At 73.6% G+C, this 21,068-nt stretch carries 21 protein-coding genes; 11 read left to right on the top strand and 10 right to left on the bottom strand.

Features of this window, described 5'->3' with window-relative positions; translation table 11 throughout:
• Window positions 1-12 precede the first annotated feature (12 nt).
• Genes DZA62_RS30865 through DZA62_RS30855 form a run of 3 tightly spaced genes read left to right on the top strand, consistent with a single transcriptional unit; the run spans window position 13 to window position 3,225 of the window.
• On the top strand, window positions 13-1,467 hold the full coding sequence (locus tag DZA62_RS30865; RefSeq protein WP_116952807.1) for an FGGY-family carbohydrate kinase: 1,455 nt from the start codon (window positions 13-15) through the stop codon (window positions 1,465-1,467).
• Window positions 1,464-2,498 (top strand): 2-hydroxyacid dehydrogenase, encoded by a 1,035-nt coding sequence (locus DZA62_RS30860; RefSeq protein WP_116952806.1) that lies wholly within the window; start codon window positions 1,464-1,466, stop codon window positions 2,496-2,498. The genes DZA62_RS30865 and DZA62_RS30860 overlap by 4 nt, the downstream gene beginning before the upstream one ends.
• A 25-nt stretch (window positions 2,499-2,523) precedes the next feature.
• Entirely contained in the window at window positions 2,524-3,225 is a 702-nt protein-coding gene (locus DZA62_RS30855) for a DNA alkylation repair protein (protein ID WP_116952805.1), read from the top strand.
• Window positions 3,226-3,228: 3 nt separating this feature from the next.
• Here DZA62_RS30855 and DZA62_RS30850 read toward each other — a convergent pair whose 3' ends face one another.
• Window positions 3,229-4,071, bottom strand: coding sequence for a phosphoribosylaminoimidazolesuccinocarboxamide synthase (locus DZA62_RS30850; protein ID WP_116952804.1), 843 nt, complete (start codon window positions 4,069-4,071; stop codon window positions 3,229-3,231).
• A gap of 46 nt (window positions 4,072-4,117) precedes the next feature.
• Between DZA62_RS30850 and DZA62_RS30845 the strand changes: the two genes are divergently transcribed.
• The 3 genes from DZA62_RS30845 to DZA62_RS30835 are packed head-to-tail and all read left to right on the top strand — an operon-like array spanning window position 4,118 to window position 6,186.
• Window positions 4,118-4,729 carry an RNA polymerase sigma factor gene (locus DZA62_RS30845; RefSeq protein ID WP_116952803.1) on the top strand — a complete coding sequence of 204 codons (612 nt, stop codon included), beginning with the start codon at window positions 4,118-4,120 and terminating at the stop codon, window positions 4,727-4,729.
• A complete protein-coding gene (locus DZA62_RS30840) occupies window positions 4,722-5,462 on the top strand; it encodes a hypothetical protein (protein WP_116952802.1) in 741 nt (246 codons plus the stop codon). Before DZA62_RS30845 ends, DZA62_RS30840 begins: the two co-directional genes overlap by 8 nt.
• A 49-nt stretch (window positions 5,463-5,511) precedes the next feature.
• A complete protein-coding gene (locus DZA62_RS30835; RefSeq protein WP_116952801.1) occupies window positions 5,512-6,186 on the top strand; it encodes a hypothetical protein in 675 nt (224 codons plus the stop codon).
• 9 nt (window positions 6,187-6,195) lie between these two features.
• Here DZA62_RS30835 and DZA62_RS30830 read toward each other — a convergent pair whose 3' ends face one another.
• From DZA62_RS30830 to DZA62_RS30820, 3 genes are all read right to left on the bottom strand, one after another.
• Window positions 6,196-7,479: an RNA polymerase sigma factor gene (locus DZA62_RS30830; RefSeq protein WP_116952800.1), complete on the bottom strand. Its 1,284-nt coding sequence runs from the start codon at window positions 7,477-7,479 to the stop codon at window positions 6,196-6,198.
• A 3-nt stretch (window positions 7,480-7,482) separates the two neighbouring features.
• Window positions 7,483-7,836, bottom strand: coding sequence for a YciI family protein (locus DZA62_RS30825; RefSeq protein WP_116952799.1), 354 nt, complete (start codon window positions 7,834-7,836; stop codon window positions 7,483-7,485).
• 370 nt (window positions 7,837-8,206) lie between these two features.
• Window positions 8,207-8,602 (bottom strand): cupin, encoded by a 396-nt coding sequence (locus DZA62_RS30820; protein ID WP_116952798.1) that lies wholly within the window; start codon window positions 8,600-8,602, stop codon window positions 8,207-8,209.
• Window positions 8,603-8,704: 102 nt separating this feature from the next.
• On the opposite strand from DZA62_RS30820, the gene DZA62_RS30815 reads away from it, so the two are divergent.
• The 3 genes from DZA62_RS30815 (at window position 8,705) to DZA62_RS30805 (ending at window position 11,694) form a co-directional block, all read left to right on the top strand.
• Window positions 8,705-9,307, top strand: coding sequence for a TetR/AcrR family transcriptional regulator (locus DZA62_RS30815; RefSeq protein ID WP_116952797.1), 603 nt, complete (start codon window positions 8,705-8,707; stop codon window positions 9,305-9,307).
• A 102-nt stretch (window positions 9,308-9,409) separates the two neighbouring features.
• Entirely contained in the window at window positions 9,410-11,026 is a 1,617-nt protein-coding gene (locus tag DZA62_RS30810; protein WP_232827652.1) for a flavin monoamine oxidase family protein, read from the top strand.
• A gap of 17 nt (window positions 11,027-11,043) precedes the next feature.
• Window positions 11,044-11,694 carry a Rid family hydrolase gene (locus DZA62_RS30805; protein WP_116952796.1) on the top strand — a complete coding sequence of 217 codons (651 nt, stop codon included), beginning with the start codon at window positions 11,044-11,046 and terminating at the stop codon, window positions 11,692-11,694.
• An 8-nt stretch (window positions 11,695-11,702) separates the two neighbouring features.
• On the opposite strand, the gene DZA62_RS30800 is transcribed toward DZA62_RS30805, so the two are convergent.
• The 4 genes from DZA62_RS30800 to DZA62_RS30785 form a co-directional block, all read right to left on the bottom strand.
• Window positions 11,703-12,809 (bottom strand): PP2C family protein-serine/threonine phosphatase, encoded by a 1,107-nt coding sequence (locus tag DZA62_RS30800; RefSeq protein WP_157988016.1) that lies wholly within the window; start codon window positions 12,807-12,809, stop codon window positions 11,703-11,705.
• Window positions 12,810-12,874: 65 nt separating this feature from the next.
• Window positions 12,875-13,684, bottom strand: coding sequence for an Fpg/Nei family DNA glycosylase (locus DZA62_RS30795; RefSeq protein WP_116952794.1), 810 nt, complete (start codon window positions 13,682-13,684; stop codon window positions 12,875-12,877).
• Between the two features lie 177 nt (window positions 13,685-13,861).
• Window positions 13,862-14,341, bottom strand: a complete 480-nt coding sequence (locus tag DZA62_RS30790) for a ribose-5-phosphate isomerase (protein ID WP_116952793.1) — start codon at window positions 14,339-14,341, stop codon at window positions 13,862-13,864.
• A 27-nt stretch (window positions 14,342-14,368) separates the two neighbouring features.
• Complete coding sequence (locus DZA62_RS30785; protein WP_116952792.1) at window positions 14,369-14,977, bottom strand: mycothiol-dependent nitroreductase Rv2466c family protein; 609 nt, start codon at window positions 14,975-14,977, stop codon at window positions 14,369-14,371.
• Between the two features lie 200 nt (window positions 14,978-15,177).
• Between DZA62_RS30785 and pepN the strand changes: the two genes are divergently transcribed.
• The gene (gene pepN, locus DZA62_RS30780; RefSeq protein ID WP_116952791.1) at window positions 15,178-17,742 is read left to right on the top strand and encodes an aminopeptidase N; all 2,565 of its coding nucleotides are present in this window, start codon (window positions 15,178-15,180) and stop codon (window positions 17,740-17,742) included.
• A gap of 68 nt (window positions 17,743-17,810) precedes the next feature.
• Complete coding sequence (locus DZA62_RS30775) at window positions 17,811-18,617, top strand: IclR family transcriptional regulator (protein WP_116952790.1); 807 nt, start codon at window positions 17,811-17,813, stop codon at window positions 18,615-18,617.
• A gap of 137 nt (window positions 18,618-18,754) precedes the next feature.
• On the opposite strand, the gene DZA62_RS30770 is transcribed toward DZA62_RS30775, so the two are convergent.
• Window positions 18,755-19,621, bottom strand: coding sequence for an LLM class flavin-dependent oxidoreductase (locus DZA62_RS30770; RefSeq protein ID WP_198664380.1), 867 nt, complete (start codon window positions 19,619-19,621; stop codon window positions 18,755-18,757).
• The gene (locus DZA62_RS30765; RefSeq protein WP_116952789.1) at window positions 19,591-21,024 is read right to left on the bottom strand and encodes an amidase; all 1,434 of its coding nucleotides are present in this window, start codon (window positions 21,022-21,024) and stop codon (window positions 19,591-19,593) included. Before DZA62_RS30765 ends, DZA62_RS30770 begins: the two co-directional genes overlap by 31 nt.
• Window positions 21,025-21,068: the final 44 nt, after the last annotated feature.

Raw genomic sequence — 21,068 nt, 5'->3', positions numbered from 1 at the left:
CGAGGAGGCGGCATGTACATCGGCGTCGACATCGGCACCACGCTGACCAAGGCCGTCGGGTACGGCGACGACGGCGCCGAGCTGTGCGTGCACAGCGTGCCGACGGAGCTGGCGCACGGTGCCGGCGGCCGGGTCGAGCAGGACGCCGAGGCCGTCGTCGCGTCCGTGACCACCGTGGTCCGCGCCGTCGCCACCCAGCTGCCCGGCCCGCCGGAGCTGGTCGCGATGACCGGCCAGGGCGACGGCTGCTGGCTGGCCGACGCCGACGGGGTCCCGGTGCGGCCGGCGGCGTCCTGGCTGGACGGCCGCGCCGCCGACGTCGTCCGCCGGTGGGACCGCGACGGCACCGCCGACGCCGTCCTCGCCCGCAACGGCGGCATGATCTTCCCCGGCGCGTCGGCCGCGATCCTGGCCGCGCTCGACCGCGACGAGCCGGACGTGCTCGACCGCGCGGCGACCGCCACGCACTGCGTCGGGACGGTGTTCCAGCGGATCACCGGCGTCCGCGCCGTCGACGTGTCGGACGCGTCGTACCCGTTCCTCGACCCGCGGACGCGCGAGTGGTCCGGCGAGGTCCTGCGGCTCACCGGGCTGGAGCACCGGCGCGAGCTGCTGCCGCCGGTCGTCGGGCCGGGCGGTCCGGCGGCCGGGCTGACGGACGCCGCGGCGAGCGCGCTCGGGCTGCCGGCCGGGACGACGGTGAGCGCCGGGCCGTACGACCTGCTCGCGTCCGCCCGCGGCAGCGGCACGGTCACGCCGGGCGACGGCCTGCTGATCATCGGGACCACCCTGGCCTGCCAGGTCGTCACGTCGGGCCCGGGACCGATCCCGCACCGCGCCGGCCTGCTGCTGGCGACGTGGCAGCCGCAGCGCTGGATCCGGGCGATGCCGGCCATGGTCGGCACGGCGTCGCTGGACTGGCTGCTGCAGCTGATCGGCGCGCCGGTGTCGGCGCTCGCGGACCTGCTGGCGCAGTCGCCGCCTGGCGCCCGCGGCGTGACCGTGCTGCCGTACTGGTCGGCGTCGGGCGAGCGGGCGCCGTTCGTCGAGGCGTCCGCCCGCGGCCGGTTCGACGGGCTGCACCTCGCGACGTCGCCGGCCGACCTGGTCCGGGCCCTGTGCGAAGGGCTGGCGTACGCGGCCCGGCACTGTTTCGACGCGGCCGGGCTGACCGGGCGGCTGGCCGTCTGCGGCGGCGGCGCCCAGAGCGCGGCATGGACGCAGCTCTTCGCCGACGTGCTCGGCCGCCCGCTCGACGTCGTCGACGTGCCACAGGCCGGCGCCTACGGCGCGGTGCTGTCGGCGCTGGAAGCGCGGGGCGAGTCGCCCGGCTGGCCGATCCCCGCGCACACCGTCGAGCCGTCGGCCCCGCACCGGGCGCACTACGACGACGGTTTCGCCGCCTACCTCGACCGGGTCGCCGCCGCGCGCGACACCTGGGCACACGCATCGGAAGGGAACGCATGAGCCGGATCCTGCTGGCCGGGGATCACTTCGTCCGCAACGACCTGCTGGCCGATCGGCTGCGCACGGCCGCCGGCGGAGCGGACCTGGACGTCCGGACGCTCGAGCTGCCCTGGCCGCTCGTCCCGTTCGGCCCGGTCGCCGAGGTCGACGAGGCCTCCGACGTCGAGGACGAGCTGGTCGCGCTGGCCGGCGACGCCGAGGTGATCGTCACGCAGATGGCGCCGGTGACGGCGCGCGTGCTGGCCGCGGCGCCGTCGTTGCGGCTGGTCGTGTGCACCCGCGGCGGGCCGGTGAACGTCAACGTCGACGCGTGCACCGAGCGCGGGGTGCTGGTCTGCAACACCCCGGGCCGCAACGCCGTCGCCGCCGCCGAACACGCGCTGACGCTGATCCTGAGCACTGTGCGGGCCATCCCGCGCATCCACGGCACGGTCGCGGCCGGCGAGTGGCGCAGCGACCTCTACGCGTACGACGAGTGCGGGCTGGAGCTGGGCGGGTCGACGGTCGGGCTGGTCGGGTACGGCGCGATCGGCCGGCGAGTGGCCCGCATGCTGCAAGCGTTCGACGCGAACGTGCTGGTCAGCGACCCGTTCGCGGAGCCCGGTTCGTTGCCTGACGGGGTCGCGCTGGTCGGCCTCGACGAGCTGCTGTCGCGCAGCGACGTCGTCAGCCTGCACGCGCGGCTCACGCCCGAGACCACCCGGATGATCGACGCGGCCGCGCTGGCGGCGATGCGGCCCGGCGGCTACCTCGTCAACTCCGCCCGTGGCGGCCTCGTCGACTACGACGCCCTGGCGGCGGCGCTGGACAGCGGCCACCTGGCCGGCGCCGGCTTCGACGTCTTCCCGGCCGAGCCGCCGCCCGCGGACTGGCCGTTGCTGCGCTCGGACCGCGTGGTCATGACGCCGCATCTCGCCGGAGCGACACGGCAGACCGCGCACCGCGCCGCCGAGCTGGGCGCCGCCGCCGTGTCGGCCTTCCTGTCCGGCGACCGGCCGCCGGGCCTGGTCAACCCCGCCGCGCTGGGCTGACCGGCGCGCACGGTTACGATGCGCCATGGCCGACATCGACGCCGGTGAGTTCGAACGGCGGCTGCGCGAGCACCAGTCCGACGACGAACTGCTCAAGATCCAGCGCTACTTCAAGGACGGCACCAGCGGCGTGTTCCTGGGCGTGCGTATGGGGACGGTGTTCGCGCTGGCCAAGGAGTTCATCGAGCTCCCGCCGGCAGAGCTGGAACGGCTGCTGGAGTCCGACGTCCACGAGCTGCGCGCCGGCGCGCTGAGCGTCATGGACAAGCAGGCCCGCCGCAAGCGCACCCCGGACGACCGGCGCCGCGAGCTGTACGAGCTGTACCTGCGCCGCCACGACCGCATCGACAACTGGGACCTGGTCGACCTCGCGGCGCCGTACGTCGTCGGCGGCTACCTGGCCGACCGGCCGCGCGACGTGCTGTACGAGCTGGCCCGGTCGGAGAACCGCTGGGAGCGGCGGACGGCCATCGCGGCAACCGCCCACTTCATCAGGAACGGCGACGTCGACGACACGTTCGCCATTGCCGAGCTGCTGCTGGACGACCCCGAGGACCTCGTCCACAAGGCGGCCGGCGGCTGGTTGCGGGCGGCCGGCGACAAGGACCGCGACCGGCTGCTCGCCTTCCTCGACCGCCACGCCGCCGCCATGCCGCGCGTCATGCTCCGCTACGCCGTCGAGCACCTCGAGCCGGACCGGCGCGAGCACTACCGGTCGCTGCGCTAGGGGCTACGCCCAGGCGCGGCCGGTGATGCGCTCGTACATCTCGATGTAGACGCCGCGGGTCTTCTCGACGACGTCGGCGGGGACGGCCGGGCCGGGCGGGGTCTTGTCCCAGGTGCCGAGGTCCTGCGCCCAGTCGCGCACGACCTGCTTGTCGTAGGAGACCTGGCGTCGGCCGGGGGCCCACTGCGACGCCTGCCAGAAGCGGGACGAGTCGGGCGTGATGACCTCGTCGGCCAGCAGCAGGGTGCCGTCGGGCGCCAGACCGAACTCGACCTTGGTGTCGACGAGCAGGACGCCGCGCTGCTCCATGAGCTCGGCCGCCCGCCGGTACAGCGTCAGCGTGGTGTCGCGCAGCCGCGCCGCCAGCGACTCGCCGACCTGCGCGCCGACCTCGGCGTAGGTCATGGGCTCGTCGTGGCCGAGCTCCGGCGGCGTCTTCGTGGTGGGGGTGAAGATCGGCTCCGGCAGCCGGTCGCCCTCGACCAGCCCCGGCGGCAGCTCGACCCCGGACACGGCTCCGGACTCCTGGTACGACGTCCAGCCGGACCCGGCCAGGTAGCCGCGGGCGACGCACTCGACCGGGACGATCTCGACCTGACGGCAGCGGATGGCCCGGCCGCGCCACTCGTCCGGCACGTCGTCGGCGGAGATGACGTGGTTGGGGACGATGTCGGCGAGCTGGTCGAACCACCAGAGCGAGAGCGACGTCAGCACCTTCCCCTTGTCGGGGATCGGCGTCGGCAGCACGACGTCGTAGACCGAGACGCGGTCCGACGCCACGAGGATCACCTCGCCCGGCCGGTCGGAGTAGACGTCGCGGACCTTGCCCTTGTGAAGTAGCTGCACGGCGCCGTTCTAGCACAGCCGGGAACCCCGGCGGCCCGCGCGGTGTATGAACGGCAGAACGACGACGGACGGGGACCGACCCATCGCCGACCAGACCGAGCAGGACGCCATCGCCCGCGTGCGCGCCGGGGACGCCGACGCGTACGCCGTCCTCGTGCGCCGGCACGCCGCCGACGCCCGCCGGCTCGCCGTCCTGGCCGGTGCCGGGCCCGACGCGGACGACGTCGTCCAACTGGCGTTCGTCAAGGCGTACCGGACCATCGCCACGTTCCGCGACGGCGCGCCGTTCCGGCCGTGGCTGCTGCGGATCGTGCTCAACGAGGCCCGCAACGCCACCCGGGCGGCCCGCCGGTACCGGGCGGCGGCGGACCGCTCGTTCGTCCTCGACGGGGCAGCGGCGGCCGTCGCCGCCGACGACCCCGCGGCGACGGCACTGACGACGGAGCGGCGCGCGGAGTTGCTGGCCGCGCTGCGGGTGCTGCCCGAGCCGCAGCGGCGGGTCGTCGTCTGCCGGTACCTGCTCGACCTCGACGAGGAGGAGACGGCGACGGTGCTCGGCTGGCCGCGCGGCACGGTGAAGTCGCGGCTGCACCGGGCGCTGCGCCGGCTGCGGACCCAGCTGGCGCCCACGCAGGCCCAGGAGGTGGACCATGGATGACGCCCTCGACCGCGAGCTGCGCACCCTCGGCCGTTCGCTCGGCTCGGCGCTGGACGACTCCGCGCCCGCGCCGGCCGACGTCGCGACCGCGGTGCTGGATCGGCTGCGGACCACTCCGGAACCCGCCCGCGCTCCGTGGCGGCCGCGAGGTCGCCGGCTGGCGGTCGTCGTGGTCGCGGTGCTGGTGGCGCTCGGGCTGACGCCGCCGGTGCGGGCCGCCGTCGGCGAGTGGCTCGGGATCGGCGCGGTCGCCGTCCGGCCCGGACCCTCGCAGCCGTCGGCGTCGGCGCCGCCGGAGGCGCCCGCGGGACTCTCGCTCGACGCGGCCGCCGAGCTGACCGGGCTGACGCCCGTCGTGCCGCCCGTGCTCGGCCCGCCCGACGGCGTCGAGGCGTCGGCCGACCACCGCGTGCTGTCGCTGACCTGGGGCTCCGGCGCCGGGACGGTCCGGCTGGACCAGGTGGCGGACCCGCTGTCGCCGCTGTACGTCAAGACGGCGGTGCTCGGCTCGACGGCGACCATGCTCACCGTCGAAGGCCGCGACGCCTGGTGGTTCGGCACGCCGCACGACCTCGTCCTGCTGGCGCCCGACGGCACCGAGCGGACGGAGTCGGCGCGCGTCGCCGGGCCGACGCTGGTGTGGGTCGACGACGGCGTGACCTTCCGGCTGGAGGGCGCCGCCGGCCGCGACCGCGCCGTCGAGATCGCCGCGTCGGCGCTGGGAACCGGCTGAGCCCGGCCGGTGTAGACGAGGCAACGACCACCCACCAGCTGGAGCCGTCATGCGCATCGCTCGTCTGGCCGCCGTCGTCCTCACCCTCGGCGCCGTCCTGTTCGCCTCCGCGCCCGCGTCGGCCGGCGGACCCACCAGCGTGCTGGTGGTGTCGCCGGCCACCGGCCGGACCGCGTCCCTGTACGCGACGAACGAGGCGTACACGACGCTCATGTCGCAGGTCGGCCTCGAGCCGCGGGCCGAAACGGGCCGCGCGGGCGCGCCGCCCGGCATCGGCGGCGACCAGATCGTCGTCACCTGGCTGGTCCACGACGTGCAGCCGTGGCGAGTCGACCGCATCACGCTGGACGGCGAGGGTCTGCCGGAGTGGGTGCACACGACGCAGTCGATGGGCGCCGGGCCGATCGCGTTCGACGACGAGGGCGTCTGGCACCGGCCCGGCGACCCGGAGGCGCTCGCGGACCTCCTGGCCGAACTGGGGCTGATGGGGCGGACCGGGGCCCGGCCGGTCGCGGAGGAGCCGGACGAGGCGGCCGGCCAGGTCGCCGCCGCGGCGACGCCACCGGCCGACGGCGGCGCGCTCGACGCGGCGACCTGGGTGCTGCCGGCGGTGGCCGGCGGCGTCGTCGCCGGTGTGCTCGGCGACCGCTGGCTGCGCCGGCGCCGCGAAGGCCGCGACGGTGGCCGCTGGCAGCTCGTCGACGCTCCCGGCCCCTCGGCGTGACACGCCGGCTCAGCGGGCGCGGGGCGGGGCGGCGCGCTGCTCGGCGGCGGTGAGGCAGCGCAGCAGGAAGGCCCGTTCCGCGTCGTTGCCACAGAGGCCGATCGCGCGCCGGTACGCCCCGACCGCCTCCGCCGGACGGTCCAGCCGGTCCAGCAGCCGGCCGCGGGCGGCGTGCAGCGGATGGAAGCGGTCGAGCGTGCCCGCCGCCGCCAGGTCGTCCAGCAGGGCGAGGCCGGCCGCCGGGCCATGGGCCATCGCGATGGCGACGGCGCGGTTGAGGTCGACGACCGGGGACGGCGCGGTCGCGCGCAGCACGTCGTACAGGCCGACGATCTGCTTCCAGTCGGTCGCGCCGGCCGAGGGGGCTTCGTCGTGGACGGCGGCGATGGCGGCCTGCAGTGCGTAGGGGCCGGGCGGCCGGCGCCGCAGCGCGTCGAGGACCAGGGCGGCGCCCTCGGCGATCCTGGCGTCGTCCCAGAGCGTCCGGTCCTGGTCCTCCAGCAGCACGAGATCACCGGCGGCGTCCACGCGGGCCTCGCGGCGGGCGTCGACGAGGAGGAGCAGCGCGAGCAGGCCCGTCACCTCGGGTTCGGCCGGGAGCAGCCGGTGCAGGATGCGGGCCAGCCGGATCGCCTCGTCGGCCAGCTCGGGGCGGATCAGCGCGGCGCCGTTGCTGGCCGCGTAGGCCTCGGTGAACACGACGTAGACGACGCTCAGCACGGCCGGCAGCCGGCCCGGCAGCTCGGTCGCCGACGGGACACGGTACGGGATGCCGGCCGCGCCGATCTTCTGCTTCGCCCGCACCAGCCGCTGCGACATCGTCCCCTCGGGCACCAGGAACGCCCGCGCCACCTGCGCCGTCGACAACCCGGCCAGGTACCGCAGCGTCAAGGCGACCCGCGCCTCGGCGCTCAGCGCGGGGTGGCAGCAGGTGAAGAACAGCCGCAGCCGGTCGTCGCCGATGACATCGGGCCCGGCGTCGGCCGCCGGTTGCGACAACCGGGCCAGCTCGTCGCGCTCGGCCTCGATCTTGAGCACCGCCAGCTTGGCCGCGTAGTTCTGCCGCCGCCGCAGGAGGTCGACCGCCCGCCGGCGCGCCGTCGTCAGCAGCCACGCGCCCGGCCGGTCCGGCACGCCGTCGACCGGCCAGCGTTCGACGGCGGCGGCGATGGCGTCGGCCGCGACCTCCTCCGCCAGGTCGAAGTCGCCGAGCCAGCGGACGAGTGTGGCGAGCAGCCGGCCCCATTCCTCACGGAAGACCGCCTCGGCGGGGCCGGCCGCCCACCCGCTCACCCGTCAGCCCCGGTCGAACACCGTGATCGGCCGGATCTCCATGGACCCGTACCTCGCGCCGGGGCACCGCGCCGCCCAGTCGAGCGCGGTGTCGAGGTCGGGCACGTCGACCAGGTAGTAGCCGCCGAGCACCTCCCGGGTCTCCGCGAACGGCCCGTCGGTGACCACCCGCTCGCCGTCCTTCAGGCGCAGCGTGGTGGCGGTGCGCGTCGGCTCGAGCGCGTTGCCGTCGACGTAGACGCCGGACTTGCGGATGGCCTCGTCGTAGGCGAACCACTCGGCCATCTCGGCGTCCATCTGGTCCTGAGCCGGCAGCTCCGTGGCCGGCTCGCTGTAGATCAGCAGCAGATACTGCATGTCGATCCCCCTCCGCGGGTCGTCGCGGGCGGCCTGGTGCCGCCCTCACCATGACGACGAACGGCGACTGCTCTCACATACAACACCCAAGAAGCTGCGGGATGAGTGCGTCCGAGCGAGGTTCCGCACCCCGGTCGACTGGTGGGTTGCGCCCGGGCTCGCCGGAGCCGGCGGTGGTCACCGGAGGCCGCAGGTTGCGGTCCGCTGCCGCCAATGCTCTGAGCAGCCGTCAGGGAGACGGGCCATCATGTGGCGTTCTGGTGCATCACGAGGCGTGCATGCCTCGTGGGGCGGGAGAACTGCCGCGTCGGGCTGGACGATGAGGTGGCTCAGCCCCGGCAGCGTGAACGCACGTTCACGACAACCGCCGTCAACTCGGCACGGGCTGGAACTCGGCCAGCCGGCCGGCGTGCGGCGAGCTCTCGGTGGCCGCCATCCAGTGCGGGTGCGACACGTAGACCACCTCGCTCTCCTCGTCGGCGCGGTAGACCAGGTCGGTACCGGCGCGCAGGTAGATGACCTGACCGGCGGTCGCCGTGGTGACGGCGCCGCCGCTCTCGACGCTGAACCGGCCCCGCGTGACGATCAGCGCCTCGTCGTACGAGACCGTCCACGGATTCGACTCGCCCGCGCCGTAGCGGGCGAAGCCGACCGTCATGGCGGCATCGTGGCGCTGGTCGATCGCGTCGGCCAGCCGCAGGTCCTGGTCGAAGCGGCGGTACCACTCGAGGTCGTCGTGGCTGCTCACCTTGGTCACGCCGGACATGTCGCACTCCTTTTTGTAGTGGTCGCTACAGAATAAGCCGACGTCGGCAGGCGGCGTCAAGGGGTTAATGTAGTGATCGACACAGAAAGGAGGCGCCACCCGATGGGACGGGGCCGGCCACGCGGGTTCGACCGCGACGCAGCACTCGACCGCGCCATGCGGCTGTTCTGGACCCGCGGCTACCAGGACACCTCGATCGCCGACCTCACCGACGCCCTGGGCATCGCCTCCCCCAGCCTGTACGCGGCGTTCGGCTCCAAGGCGTCGCTGTTCTGCGCGGCGGCCGACCGCTACCAGGAGCGCGACGGCGGCCGGCCCGGCACGGCGCTGGCCGAGGCGCCCACGGCGCGGGGCGGCGTCGAGGCGCTGCTGCGCCAGAACGTCGCGCTGTTCACGAAACGGGGCGGGCCGCGCGGCTGCCTGCTCACCCGCGCCACACTGAGCTGCCCGCCGTCCGACACCACGGTCGCGACCTACCTCGAGCGCAGCCGGCGCGACCGGCTGGCCGCGCTGCGCACGCGACTACGCACCGCCGAGGCGGCCGGCGAGCCGCTGCCGTCGGACGACATCGACACCCTGGCGCAGTACTACGACGCCCAGGTGCAGGGGCTTGCGGTCCGGGCGCTCGAGGGCGCCGGCCGCCCGGCCCTGCTGCGAACGGTCGACCTGACGATGGCGGGCTGGGACGCGCTGAGCACGCGGTGATCACGCGCTAACTCGCCCGAAATCAGGACATAACCACCACTCCCGAGACTGCCTCTGCGCGCCCGGCACCCCCGTCCGGGCGGACCGACAAGGAGGCCAGTCTTGACCACCACCGCCGGTACACCGCACCCACAGACCAGGCGCAGCTTCCTCACCCGCGTCGGCGTCGTCGGAGGCGCTTCGGCGCTCTACGGCAGCATGGAGGCGCTCGGACTGTTCGCCACACCCGCCGAGGCCGCGACGCCCGGCTTCGCCCCGCCGAGCGCCGCCGATCTGCCCGACTCCGCCCGAGGCCGCGGCACGAAGGTGGTCATCCTCGGGGCCGGCACCGCCGGACTCACCGCGGCGTACGAGCTGGGCAAGGCCGGCTACGACTGCACCGTCCTGGAGGCGCGCGACCGGCCCGGCGGCCGGGCGAAGACCGTCAGGCGCGGCGACCGGCTGACGGACACCGACGGCGTGACCCAGGTGTGCCGGTTCGACGAGGGCCAGTACTTCAACGCCGGCCCGGCCCGCATCCCGAACCACCACGTGACACTGGACTACTGCCGCGAGCTGGGCGTCCCGATCGAGGCGCTGGTGAACGCCAACGCCGAGAGCCTGTACTTCCACGAGAACACCGGCGGCACCGACTACGGCGAGCTGGCCGGCACGGCCGTCACGCACCGGCAGGCCAAGGCCGACGTCTACGGCTACGTGTCCGAACTGCTGGCCCAGGCGGCCAACCAGGGCGCCCTCGACCAGCTGCTCACCGCCGACGACGCCGAGCGGGTCGTGGAGCTGGCGAACAGCCTCGGCGGGCTGTCCGGCGGCCGCTACGCCGGCAACAGCCGCCGGGGCTACGTCGACGCCCCGGGGGCGGGGCACGACGCGGGCGTGGTGGGGACGCCGCCGTCGATGTCGGCGATCCTGCAGAGCCGGTTCGGCACCCGGTTCGCGTTCGAGTTCGGCTTCGACCAGGCGATGATGATGTGGCAGCCGGTCGGCGGCATGGACCGCATCAGCGCCGCGCTCGCCGCGGCCGTCGGCGGCAAACGGCGCATCACCTACAACGCGCCGGTCACGCAGATCGCGAACGGGCCCGACGGCGTGCGCGTCAGCTACCGGCTCAACGGCCGGACCCGGACGATCGACGCCGACTACTGCGTCGCGACCATCCCGCCGATGGTGCTCAAGAGCATCCCCACCAACTTCAGCCAGGCGACGAAGGACGCGCTCGCGGTGCCGACCGGCGCGAACACCGGGAAGATCGGCCTGCAGTACGGCCGGCGCTGGTGGGAGGAGGACGACAAGATCTTCGGCGGCATCACCGCGACGAACATGGACGTCTCCGGCATCTGGTACCCATCGTCCGGGTTCCTCGGCCGCAAGGGCGTCGTCGTCGGCTACTACTCGGGCTCGTACACCGACCTCCCGGTCGCCGCCCGCGAGGAGCGTGCGGTCGCGCAGGGTGTCAAGATCCACGGCACGAGGTACCGCGACGAGCTGGAGACGTCGATCTCCATCGCCTGGCCGAAGGAGCAGTACAGCCTCGGCGGCTGGGTGAACTGGCCGGGCGGCCGCGGCGCCGCGTACGACCAGCTGCTGCGTCCGGACGGGCGCACCTACTTCGCCGGCGACCACCTCAGCTACCTCATCGCCTGGCAGGCCGGCGCCTTCGAGTCCGCCCGCCAGGTCGTCACCGCCCTGCACGAGCGCGTCGCCGCCACCGCGGCCTGACCCCCAGGAGCACCCCCATGCGCAGACCCACCCGCCGGCTGACCGTCGTCGCCGTCGTATCCAGCCTGAGCACGCTCGCGATCACCGGCAGCGTCGTCGCCGTCACCGGCCTCGGCGCGCCCCGCCCGCAGGAGGTGCGGTTCAACATCGCCGCGCCCGAGCAGGCGCCCGACCCGTTCATCGCCAACGGCGTCGCCGTCGGCAACCAGGTGCCGCTCTACTTCTCCAGCGGCATCGGCCCGAGCGCGCTCAACACCGCCGCGCCGGGCGGGACACCCGAGCGCTACATCGACCCGGCCCAGTTCCCCGGCGGGGTGCTGCCCACCGGCGTCACCGTGACCGAGGCCCAGGGCATGAACGCGATGGCCCGCATCAGGGAGAACCTGGAGTCGCAGGGACTCACCCTGGCCGACATCATCAGCATGCGCATCTACCTGGAGGCCCCGCCCGGCGCCGCGCGCGCCGACTACAACGGCTGGAACCGCGCCTACCGCAAGTGGGTGGCCAACGTGAACCGGCAGACCGGCGAGGTGATCCCCGCCTACGCGCCGGTCGAGTTCGCCAACGCCACCCGGCCGTCGCGGACGAACCTCGAGGTCGACACGCTGCCGGTCGGCGGCTGGCTGGTCGAGATCGAGGTGGTGGCGGCCTACTCGAAGAAGCGCTGAGGCATGACTCAGATCGTGCGCAGCAACAGCAGCAGGGCGCGGTCGTCGGCGTCGGAGGAGGCGACGGCGTTGATGAGCTTCTGTGCGCCGCCGTCGAAGCCGTGTGCCACCAGCCGTTCGGCCTCGCCCTGCAGCTTGTCGATGCCGTCGGACAGGTCGCGCCGCGGCGCCTCGACCAGCCCGTCGGTGTAGAGCATGAGCGCGTCACCGGGCCGCATGCGCCCGGTGACGGGCTCGTAGTGCTTCTGCTCGTAGACGCCGAGCAGGCCACCCTCGGTGTCGAGGGTGGCCCAGCGGCCGGAGCCGGCGTGGAAATGGATGGCGGGTGGATGGCCGGCCGAGCGGACCTCGTACTCACCGGTGGTGAGGTCGACGACGAGGTGGACGGCGGTCGCGAACCCCTCGGGCCAGCGCTGCCGCAGCAGGTACGCGTTGGCGGCGGGCAGGAACTGGCCGGGCGGCAGCGACCCCAGCAGCCCGCCGAACGCGCCGGACAGCAGCAGCGCGCGGGTCCCGGCGTTGTGTCCCTTGCCGGACACGTCGACCAGCGCCAGCTCGAGTACCCGCCCGTCGGTGGACCGCGAGGCGACGGCGAAGTCGCCGGAGAAGCTGGACCGCTCGGCGGCGTGGTGCTTGAGGTCGATCTGCCAGCCCCGCCCGAGCGGCGGCATGCGGCCCTGGGCGGCCAGGCGGTCGCGCAGGTCGACGAGCATCGACTCGCCCATGGTGCCCTGCAGCCCGAGCCGGGCCCGCGACCGGGCCAGGCCCAGCGAGACGACCGCGGTGATGCCGACGACGACGGTGACGGCGGCGAAGGTCTGGCCGCCGCCGATGACGATGCCGCCGGCGATGAGGCAGAACGCGACGGTGCCGACCAGCCAGGTGAGTGCCCGCGGCGGCACGAACAGCCCGCCGAACAGCAGCGGGAGCACCAGTGCGATGGCCGGGACGATCGACTCCCACTGCACCATCGACAGCCCGAGCAGCAGGGTGGAGGCGAGCAGGACGGCCATGACGACCGGCTCGCGGAGGAGCCGCCGCGTCAGCGCACTGGCCGGACGCCCGCCGAAGAACGCCCCGGCAAGCCCGAGCACGCCAGCCGATCGGGTCGTCACACGAGGACCCTAGCGGCAAAGAGAGCGTGGGAGGAAGATCACACAGAATTGCCTGCGAGGGCGCGTCAATGCTGGCAGTTCGGGCACCAGAACAGGTTTCTGGCCGCCGCTCTTCCGGCCGCGACGGGCGTGTCGCAGACCAGGCACGGCTGCCCCGATCGCCGGTAGACGTACACCTCGCCGCCATGGTCGTCGACCCGGGGCGGACGGCCCATCGCCTCGGGCTCGTGCTCGGGCCGGACGGTGTCGATGCGGCCCGACTTCACGCCCAGCCGCATCAGCCCGGCGAGGTCGTCCCAGATCTCCCGCAGCGTCGACGGCGGTACCGACGACCCGGCCCGCGACGGATCGACGCCGGCCCGGAACAGCGACTCCGCGCGGTACACGTTGCCCACGCCGGCCACGACCGCCTGATCCATCAGCAGCACGCCGATCGGCGACCGGCTGCGCCCGATGCGGGCCAGCGCGGCCGCGGGGTCGTCGCCGCGCAGCGGGTCCGGGCCGAGCCGGGCCTCGACGGCGGCCTTCTCGGCGTCGCCGACCACCTCGCACCGGGTCGGCCCGCGCAGATCGGCGTGCGCGCCCGCCGTCGCCAGCCGCATCCGCACCTCACCCCGGACGGGGCCGTCCGGGGCCGGCGCCGCGACCACGTCGAACTTCCCGTACAGCCCGAGGTGCACGTGCACCCACCGCCGGCCGGCGAACCCGATGAACAGGTGCTTCCCGTGCGCCCGCGCGCCCTCCAGCCGGGACCCGGTGACGACCGCGGCACCGGCGGCGAAACGACCCTGCGGGCTGGACACACCGACGTCGCGACCGCCGAACACGTCGGACAGCAGGCCGGCCAAGCGGTGGATCGTATGGCCCTCGGGCACGTACCGTCCTTCCTGTGAACGATCGTGAGAAGGGCGTCCGCAAGCTCGACCAGGTCGACCGGCGCTCCCAGGTCGGCGTGTCGCGGGCGCTACGTGCCCGGGACGTGTCCCGGCCGGTCGCCGCCGACATCGAGGCCGCCCTCGAGCGCATCGGGAAGACCCCGCTGCCGCCCCGGGCTAGTCGGCCGGCGCCGGCAGCGGAGGAAGCTCGCCGTCAGCCTCGTAGCGGCTGAGCATCGCGATGCGGCGGGCGTGGCGCTCGCTGCCGGAGAACGGCGTGTCCAGGAACGTCCGCACGAACGTCGCGATGTCGTCGAACGGGTGCATGCGGGCGCCGACGGCCAGCACCCGGGCGTCGTTGTGCTCGCGGGCCAGCCGTGCGGTCTCGTCGGACCACGCGAGCGCGGACCGGATGCCCTTCACCTTGTTGGCGGCGATCTGCTCGCCGTTGCCGGAGCCGCCGATGACGACGCCGAGGCTGCCGTCGTCGGCCGCCACGCCCTCGCCGGCCCGCAAGCAGAACGTCGGGTAGTCGTCCAGCTCGTCGTAGACGAACGGGCCGTGGTCGACGACCTCGTGGCCGCCGTCGCGCAGCAACTCGACGAGGCGGTTCTTGACTTCGTACCCGGCATGGTCGGAGCCGACGTGGACGCGCATGGCCGTCAGTCTGCCGTATGGCGAGGGTCAGTCGAAGACGGGCTCGCGGGTACGCGTCCGCTTGAGCTCGAAGAAGCCGTCGTACGAGGCCAGCGCCCGCACGCCGTCCCAGACCCGGCCGGCTTCGTCGCCCTTGGGCGCGGGCGACAGGACCGGGCCGAAGAACGCGTAGCCCTCGACCGCGATGACCGGCGTGCCGACCTCGGTGCCGACCTGGTCCATCCCGGCGTGGTGGCTCTCCTTCACCGCGGCGTCGAAGTCGCCGGTGTCGCCGTGGGCGGCCAGCGACGCCGGCAGCCCCACCTCGTCGAGGGCGGCGGCGATGACCTTGCCGCGGTCGCGCTCGTGACCCGGGTGGAAGCGCGTGCCCATGGCGTCGTAGAGCGGCTTCACCCACTGCTGGCCGTGCAGTTCCTTCGCCGCGGTGATGACGCGCACGGGCGCCCAGCTGTCGGCCATCAGCTTGTTGTACTTCTCGCCGAGGTCACGCTCGGCGTTGAGGTACGACAGCGACATCACGTGCCACGTCACGTCGACGGGCCGGACCTGCTCGACCTGCATCATCCAGCGCGACGTCATCCACGCCCACGGGCAGATCGGGTCGAACCAGAAATCGACGGGGGTGGTCTCGCTCATGGGGGGTGCCCTTCATCATGGGGGTGGTCGGCCGACGCCAGTCGGCAGCAATAGGGGCGGCGCCGACCGCGAGGGTCTGACGCCAGTCGGCAGCGATTCTGTGTCGATGAGGTCTCGATCTGGGCAACCCCGGGAAGGCGCGGTCGATTCCCCGGGCTCACAGCCAGCACGGAGGCGGATGTTCTGCCAGGATCAAGGTCATGTCTGGCACGAACCTGACCCGCGACGAGGCACGCGAACGCGCGTCTGTCGTCGACCCCGCGTCGGTGCGGTACACCGTCGAACTGGATCTCACCCGCGACGAGACCACGTTCGGGTCGACCACGACGGCGACGTTCGCCGCCACCGAGGGCGCGCAAACCTGGCTCGACTTCATCGCGCCCACGGTGCACGAGGTCGTGCTCAACGGCACGGCGCTCGACCCCGCCGACGTGTTCGACGGCAACCGCATCCGGCTCACCGGCCTGACCAGCGAGAACGAGGTCAAGGTCGTCGCCGACGCCGCCTACATGCACACCGGCGAAGGGCTACACCGGTTCGTCGACCCGGTCGACGACGAGGTCTACCTCTACTCGCAGTTCGAGGTGGCCGACGCCCGCCGCGTCTACGCGTGCTTCGAGCAGCCCGATCTCAAGGCGGAAGTGACGTTCCTGGTCGACGCGCCGGCCCACTGGGAGGTCGTGTCGAACTCGCCCGGCAAGCGCGGCCGGTCCAGCAACGGCAAGCGGCGCTGGACGTTCGAGCCGACGCCGCGGCTGTCGACCTACGTGACGGCGATCATCGCCGGTCCGTACCACGTCGAGCGCTCCGAGTACGTCCGTAAGCAGGACGACGATGCTGGCCCCATTCCATTGGCGCTGTACTGCCGCAAGTCGCTGGCCGAGCACCTCGACGCCGACGAGCTGTTCGACGTCACCAGCCGCGGCTTCGCGTTCTTCGAGGACGTCTTCGGGCTGGCCTACCCGTTCGCGAAGTACGACCAGCTGTTCGTGCCCGAGTTCAACGCCGGCGCCATGGAGAACGCCGGCGCCGTCACCCACCACGAGGACTACGTCTTCCGCAGCCGCGTCACCGACGCCGCGTACGAGCGCCGGGCCGAGACGATCCTGCACGAGATGGCGCACATGTGGTTCGGCGACCTCGTCACCATGCGCTGGTGGGACGACCTGTGGCTGAACGAGTCGTTCGCCACCTGGGCGTCGGTGCTGTCGCTGTCCGAGGCGACCCGCTGGACCGACGGCTGGACGACGTTCGCCGTCACCGAGAAGCTGTGGGCGCTGCGCCAGGACCAGCTGCCGTCGACGCACCCGATCTCCGCCGACATCCGCGACCTCGAGGACGTCGAGGTCAACTTCGACGGCATCACCTACGCCAAGGGCGCCAGCGTGCTCAAGCAGCTGGTCGCGTGGGTCGGCCGCGACGCGTTCCTCGAGGGCGTCCGCGCCTACTTCGCCGAGCACGCGTGGGGCAACACCTCGCTCACCGATCTGTTCGCGCATCTCGAGCGCACCAGCGGCCGCGACCTGTCGGCGTGGAACGAGCAGTGGCTGCGCACGGCCGGCGTCAACACGCTGCGCCCGGTGGTCACCGTCGACAGCTCCGGCACCTTCACCTCGGTGGTGGTCGAGCAGACCGCCGCGGCCGAGCACCCGGTCGTCCGGTCGCACCGCGCCGCCGTCGGGCTGTACGACTACGACGACGACGGCCGGTTGGTGCGGCGGCGCCGGGTCGAGCTCGACGTCGACGGCCCGCGCACCGAGATCGCCGAGCTGCGTGGCGAGACGCAGCCCGACCTGCTGCTGGTCAACGACGACGACCTCACGTTCGCGAAGGTGCGCCTCGACGACCGCTCGCTGGCGACGGTGGTGCGCTCCATCGGGTCGCTCGACCCGCTGCCGCGGGCCCTGTGCTGGACCGCGGCCACCGACATGCTGCGCGACGCCGAGATGTCGGCCAGCTCGTTCGTCGAGCTGGTGCTCGGCGGCATCGACCGCGAGACGTCCATGGGCGTGGTGCAGCACGTGCTCAGCTCCGCCCGGGCGGCCATCGAGCTGTACGCCTGGCCGGCCAACCGGATCGTGCTGTCGTCGCGCTGGGCGGCGGCGCTGCGGCAGCTGGCCGGGTCGGCCGAGGCCGGCAGCGACCGCCAGCTGGCCTTCACCCGGGCCTGGGTGGCGGGTGCGGCCAGCGACGAGCACGTCGCGGAGATCCGGGCGCTGCTCGACGGCGACGAGTCGCTGCTGCCGGGTCTGGTGGTCGACACCGATCTGCGGTGGACGCTGCTGCAGCGGCTGGTCGTTCTCGGTGTCGGCAGTGCGGCCGACATCGACGCCGAGCTCGAGCGCGACAACACCGCCACCGGCCGGCGGCAGGCCGCCTACGCGCGGGCCGCGGTCCCGTCCTACGCGGCCAAGGCCGCGGCCTGGCAGGCCGCCGTCGAGTCCGACGAGCTGCCCAACGCCCTGCTGTCGGCGACGGTGCGCGGTTTCGCCCACCCGGAGCAGCGCGAGCTGCTGCGGCCGTACGTCCAGCCGTACCTCGACGCCGTCGCCCGGGTGTGGGACGAGCGGACCAACGAGAGCGCGCAGGCGATCATCGTCGGGCTGTTCCCGCGGCTGCTCGCCGACGCCGCCACGGCCACCACGGTGCGCACCTGGCTCGAGACCGCCGAGCTGCCCGACGCCGCCCGCCGGCTCGTCGTCGAGGGCCTGGCCGACCTCGACCGCGCGCTGCGTGCGCAGGACCGCGATCGCCAGGCGGGTTGACGGGTTTTGTGCAGGCTTTCATCTACCATGTAGATGACCGTTCCGAGCAAGATGGTGGGGATCAGGACGTGCCACGTGTAGCAGCCCGCGAGTCCGCCGGCGGCACCCAGAGCGTCGAGCGCGCGCTCTCGCTGCTGTCCGCGTTCACCGAGGAACACCCGGAACGGCGCATCTCCGAACTGGTGACGGCCACCGGGCTGGGCCAGTCGACGGTGTCGCGGCTGGTCGGCGCGCTGGTCAACCTCGGCTACCTGACCCACCACGGGCGCAGCGGGCTGTACGGCGTCGGCCCGCGGGTCATCACGCTGGCCGGCATCGGACTGAACCAGTCGCCGGTGCACCAGCAGTCCCGCCAGCTCGCGCAGAACCTCGCCGCGTCGCTCGGCCTCGGCGTCAACGTCGCCGAGCGCCACGACGCCAGCCTGTTCTATCTGTGCCACTTCGAGGGCGTCAACGCGCCGCGGCCGTCCACGCTGATCGGCCGCGGCGGCCCGCTGCACGCCACCGCCATGGGCAAGGCGCTGATCAGCGAGCTGCCACCGGACGACCTCCGGTCACTGCTCGGCGAGCAGTACGCCCGCTACACCCCGCACACCCTCACGTCGTTCGACGACCTGTCCGGCGCGCTTCAGGACGTGCGCTCGCGCGGCTACGCCACCGAGCTGGAGGAGCTGGCGTTCGGCCGGGCCTGCGTGGCCGCCCCGATCCGCGACCGGTCCGGCCAGGTCATCGCCGCGCTGTCGGTGTCGGGGCCGCTGTCGGCCATGAACCTGCCGGCCCGGCAGGACGAGCTGGCCATGATCGCCATCGAGCACGCCGACCAGATCTCGTCCAACCTCGGCTACCACGCCACGGTGACCGCGCTCCCCGGCTGACCTCCCTCTGAATGATCACGTTAAGGAGGGCTCTGCACGCTCTGCCAGGCATGCATTCCTGGTGAAGCGGGAGTATCCCTGCTTAACGTGATCATTCAGAGCCTGCGATCCGGGGGTACTCCGCCGCAGGTTGACGATCACGGGGCGGAGACGGCGGGGACGACCTGCTCGGCGAACGTGCGCAGCTGCGACGGCGGTCCGCCGAAGACCAGGACGTCGGCGCGGTGCTCGGTCGCCAGCACGCTCAGCTCGTCGATCCACTGCGCCACCGGGCCGGCGAGGTAGCCCTCGGACACGCCGTCGGTGATGGCGCCGCCGACGTTGAAGACGCGGCGGACGGCCGACGGGTCGCGGCCGGCGGCGATCGCGGCGTCGTCGACCCGTTCGTTGAGCTCGGGCAGCCGCCGAAGGACGTCGGCGTTGACCGACGGGACCCAGCCGTCGGCGAGGCGGCCGGTCAGGGCCAGCGCCCGCGGCCCGTACGCGCCGACCCAGATGCCGATGTCGTGCGCCGGCAGCGGGCCGGAGTGCACGCCGCGCAGGTGGTAGTGCTCGCCCTCGAAGCGCAGCCCGCGCTCGCCGCTCCACAGCAGGCGGGTCACCTCGATCGCCTCGCCGAGCGCCGCCAGCGCCTCCCCCGGCGTCCGCCGAGTGCCTCCGTAGCCCTCGATCGCGTCCCAGAACGCGCCCGCGCCCAGGCCCAGCTCGAACCGCCCGCCGGACAGCACGTCCAGCGACGCGGCGGTCTTGGCGAGGACGCCGGGCGGGCGCAGCGGCAGGCAGGCGACGTCGGGGAAGACCCGCAGGGTCGACGTCGCGGCGAGGATCGCCCCGGACAGCGCGATGGTGTCGACGAACCGGCGCTGGTACGGGTGGTCCTGGACGCCGACGTACTGCAACCCGAGCGACTCGGCCAGGACAGCGGTCTGCACCAGCGGGTCGGCGGCATTGGGGACCAGGAAGTAGCCGAAGCTCACCACGTGGCCGGTCTCCGGTCGCGCCACGGCCGGGCCGCCTCCAGCTGCGCGGCCAGCGAGAGCAGGGTCTCCTCGGCGCCGTGCCGCCCGCCCAGCATGACGCCGACCGGCAACGTCACGCCGTCGGCGTCGGCCGTCTCGAGCGGCAGGCTGACGGCCGGCCAGCCGGTGAGGTTCCAGACGCTGGTCCACGGCGTGAACGCCATCTGCGCGGCGAAGTCGCCGGCCGGGTCGGCGTCGTCGCGCTGCGAGCCGACCGGCGCCGGCAGCTGCGCCAGCGTCGGGCTCAGGATGACGTCGTAGGCCGCCCAGGTGGCCGCCGTCTCGCGCGTCGTCGTCTGGATCAGCCCGAGCGCCGACGCGTACTCGATGCCGCTGACCGAGCGGCCCCTCTCGCGCAGCCAGCGGGTCAGCGGCAGCAGGAGGTGCTCGCGCTCCGGCGGGACCGGCGCGCTCAGCGCCAGCACCGACCAGATCGCCGCGAAGGAGTCCCAGCGTTCGGCCGTGAACGGCACCGCCGCCGGCTCGACCTGGTGCCCGAGGTCCTCCAGCAGCCGCGCGGTGCGGACGACGGCGGTCAGGCAGGCGTCGTCGACGGGCGCGTCGTCGACGATGACCGGGGAGGTCAGCAGGCCGACGCGCAGCCGCCCGGGCTCACGTTCGCAGGCGTCGAGGAAGCTGGTCTCCGGCGGCGCGAGCACGTGGAGGTCGCCCGCCCAGTTCTGCGACAGCACGTCCAGCAGCGCCGCGGTGTCGCGCACGTCGCGGGTGAGCACGCCGTTGGACGCCAGGCCGGCGCCCTCGGGGCGATAAGGGCCGGGGCTGACGCGCCCGCGCGTGGGCTTGAGGCCGACCAGCCCGCAGGCGCTGGCCGGGATGCGGATCGAGCCGCCGCCGTCGCTGCCGTGCGCGATGGGCGCGATGCCGGCCGCCACCGCCGCCGCCGAGCCGCCGCTGGACCCACCGGCGGACCGCGTGGTGTCCCACGGCGTGCGGGCGGGCGGGGCGATGTCGGGCTCGGTGTACGGCGGCAGGCCGAACTCCGGCGTGTTCGTCTTGCCGATCATCAGCGTGCCGGCCTGGCGCAGCAGCGTGACGACGCCGTCGTCGGCGGGCGCGACGAAATCGCCGAGGGCCGCGCTGCCGGACCGGAACGACACACCGGCCACCATCGCGAGGTCCTTGACGGGGCACGGCACGCCCAGGAGCGGCGGCAGCTCGTCGCCGGAGCGGGCCTCCCTGAGCAGGATCTCGGCCTCGGCGGCCTGCTCGCGGGCGAGGTCGGGGGTCAGGGTGACGAAGGCGCCGATGGACGGGTCCAGCCGTTCGGCCCGCTCGAGCGCGTGGTCGGCCACCTGCGACGGTGACACCTCACGCTGGCGAACCGCCGTGGCCAGTTCCAGCGCCGTCAGGTCATGGATCTCGGTCACGTCTTCGACCCTAAGGCGACTCGCCGCCCGGCAGGTCCGGCCGG

Source organism: Jiangella endophytica, from assembly GCF_003427025.1.
In the GTDB taxonomy this organism is placed as follows: Bacteria; Actinomycetota; Actinomycetes; order Jiangellales; family Jiangellaceae; genus Jiangella; species Jiangella endophytica.
This window is presented reverse-complemented; position numbering and strand designations above follow the sequence as displayed.

Bases quoted from the DNA above. Each gene is read 5' to 3' on its own strand.
- DZA62_RS30845 (WP_116952803.1), top strand. From the start codon at position 4,118: ATGAACGGCAGAACGACGACGGACGGGGACCGACCCATCGCCGACCAG.
- DZA62_RS30835 (WP_116952801.1), top strand. From the start codon at position 5,512: ATGCGCATCGCTCGTCTGGCCGCCGTCGTCCTCACCCTCGGCGCCGTC.
- DZA62_RS30860 (WP_116952806.1), top strand. From the start codon at position 1,464: ATGAGCCGGATCCTGCTGGCCGGGGATCACTTCGTCCGCAACGACCTG.
- DZA62_RS30815 (WP_116952797.1), top strand. From the start codon at position 8,705: ATGGGACGGGGCCGGCCACGCGGGTTCGACCGCGACGCAGCACTCGAC.
- DZA62_RS30820 (WP_116952798.1), bottom strand. From the start codon at position 8,602: ATGTCCGGCGTGACCAAGGTGAGCAGCCACGACGACCTCGAGTGGTAC.
- DZA62_RS30825 (WP_116952799.1), bottom strand. From the start codon at position 7,836: ATGCAGTATCTGCTGCTGATCTACAGCGAGCCGGCCACGGAGCTGCCG.
- DZA62_RS30865 (WP_116952807.1), top strand. From the start codon at position 13: ATGTACATCGGCGTCGACATCGGCACCACGCTGACCAAGGCCGTCGGG.
- DZA62_RS30855 (WP_116952805.1), top strand. From the start codon at position 2,524: ATGGCCGACATCGACGCCGGTGAGTTCGAACGGCGGCTGCGCGAGCAC.
- DZA62_RS30790 (WP_116952793.1), bottom strand. From the start codon at position 14,341: ATGCGCGTCCACGTCGGCTCCGACCATGCCGGGTACGAAGTCAAGAAC.
- DZA62_RS30785 (WP_116952792.1), bottom strand. From the start codon at position 14,977: ATGAGCGAGACCACCCCCGTCGATTTCTGGTTCGACCCGATCTGCCCG.
- DZA62_RS30840 (WP_116952802.1), top strand. From the start codon at position 4,722: ATGGATGACGCCCTCGACCGCGAGCTGCGCACCCTCGGCCGTTCGCTC.
- pepN (WP_116952791.1), top strand. From the start codon at position 15,178: ATGTCTGGCACGAACCTGACCCGCGACGAGGCACGCGAACGCGCGTCT.
- DZA62_RS30805 (WP_116952796.1), top strand. From the start codon at position 11,044: ATGCGCAGACCCACCCGCCGGCTGACCGTCGTCGCCGTCGTATCCAGC.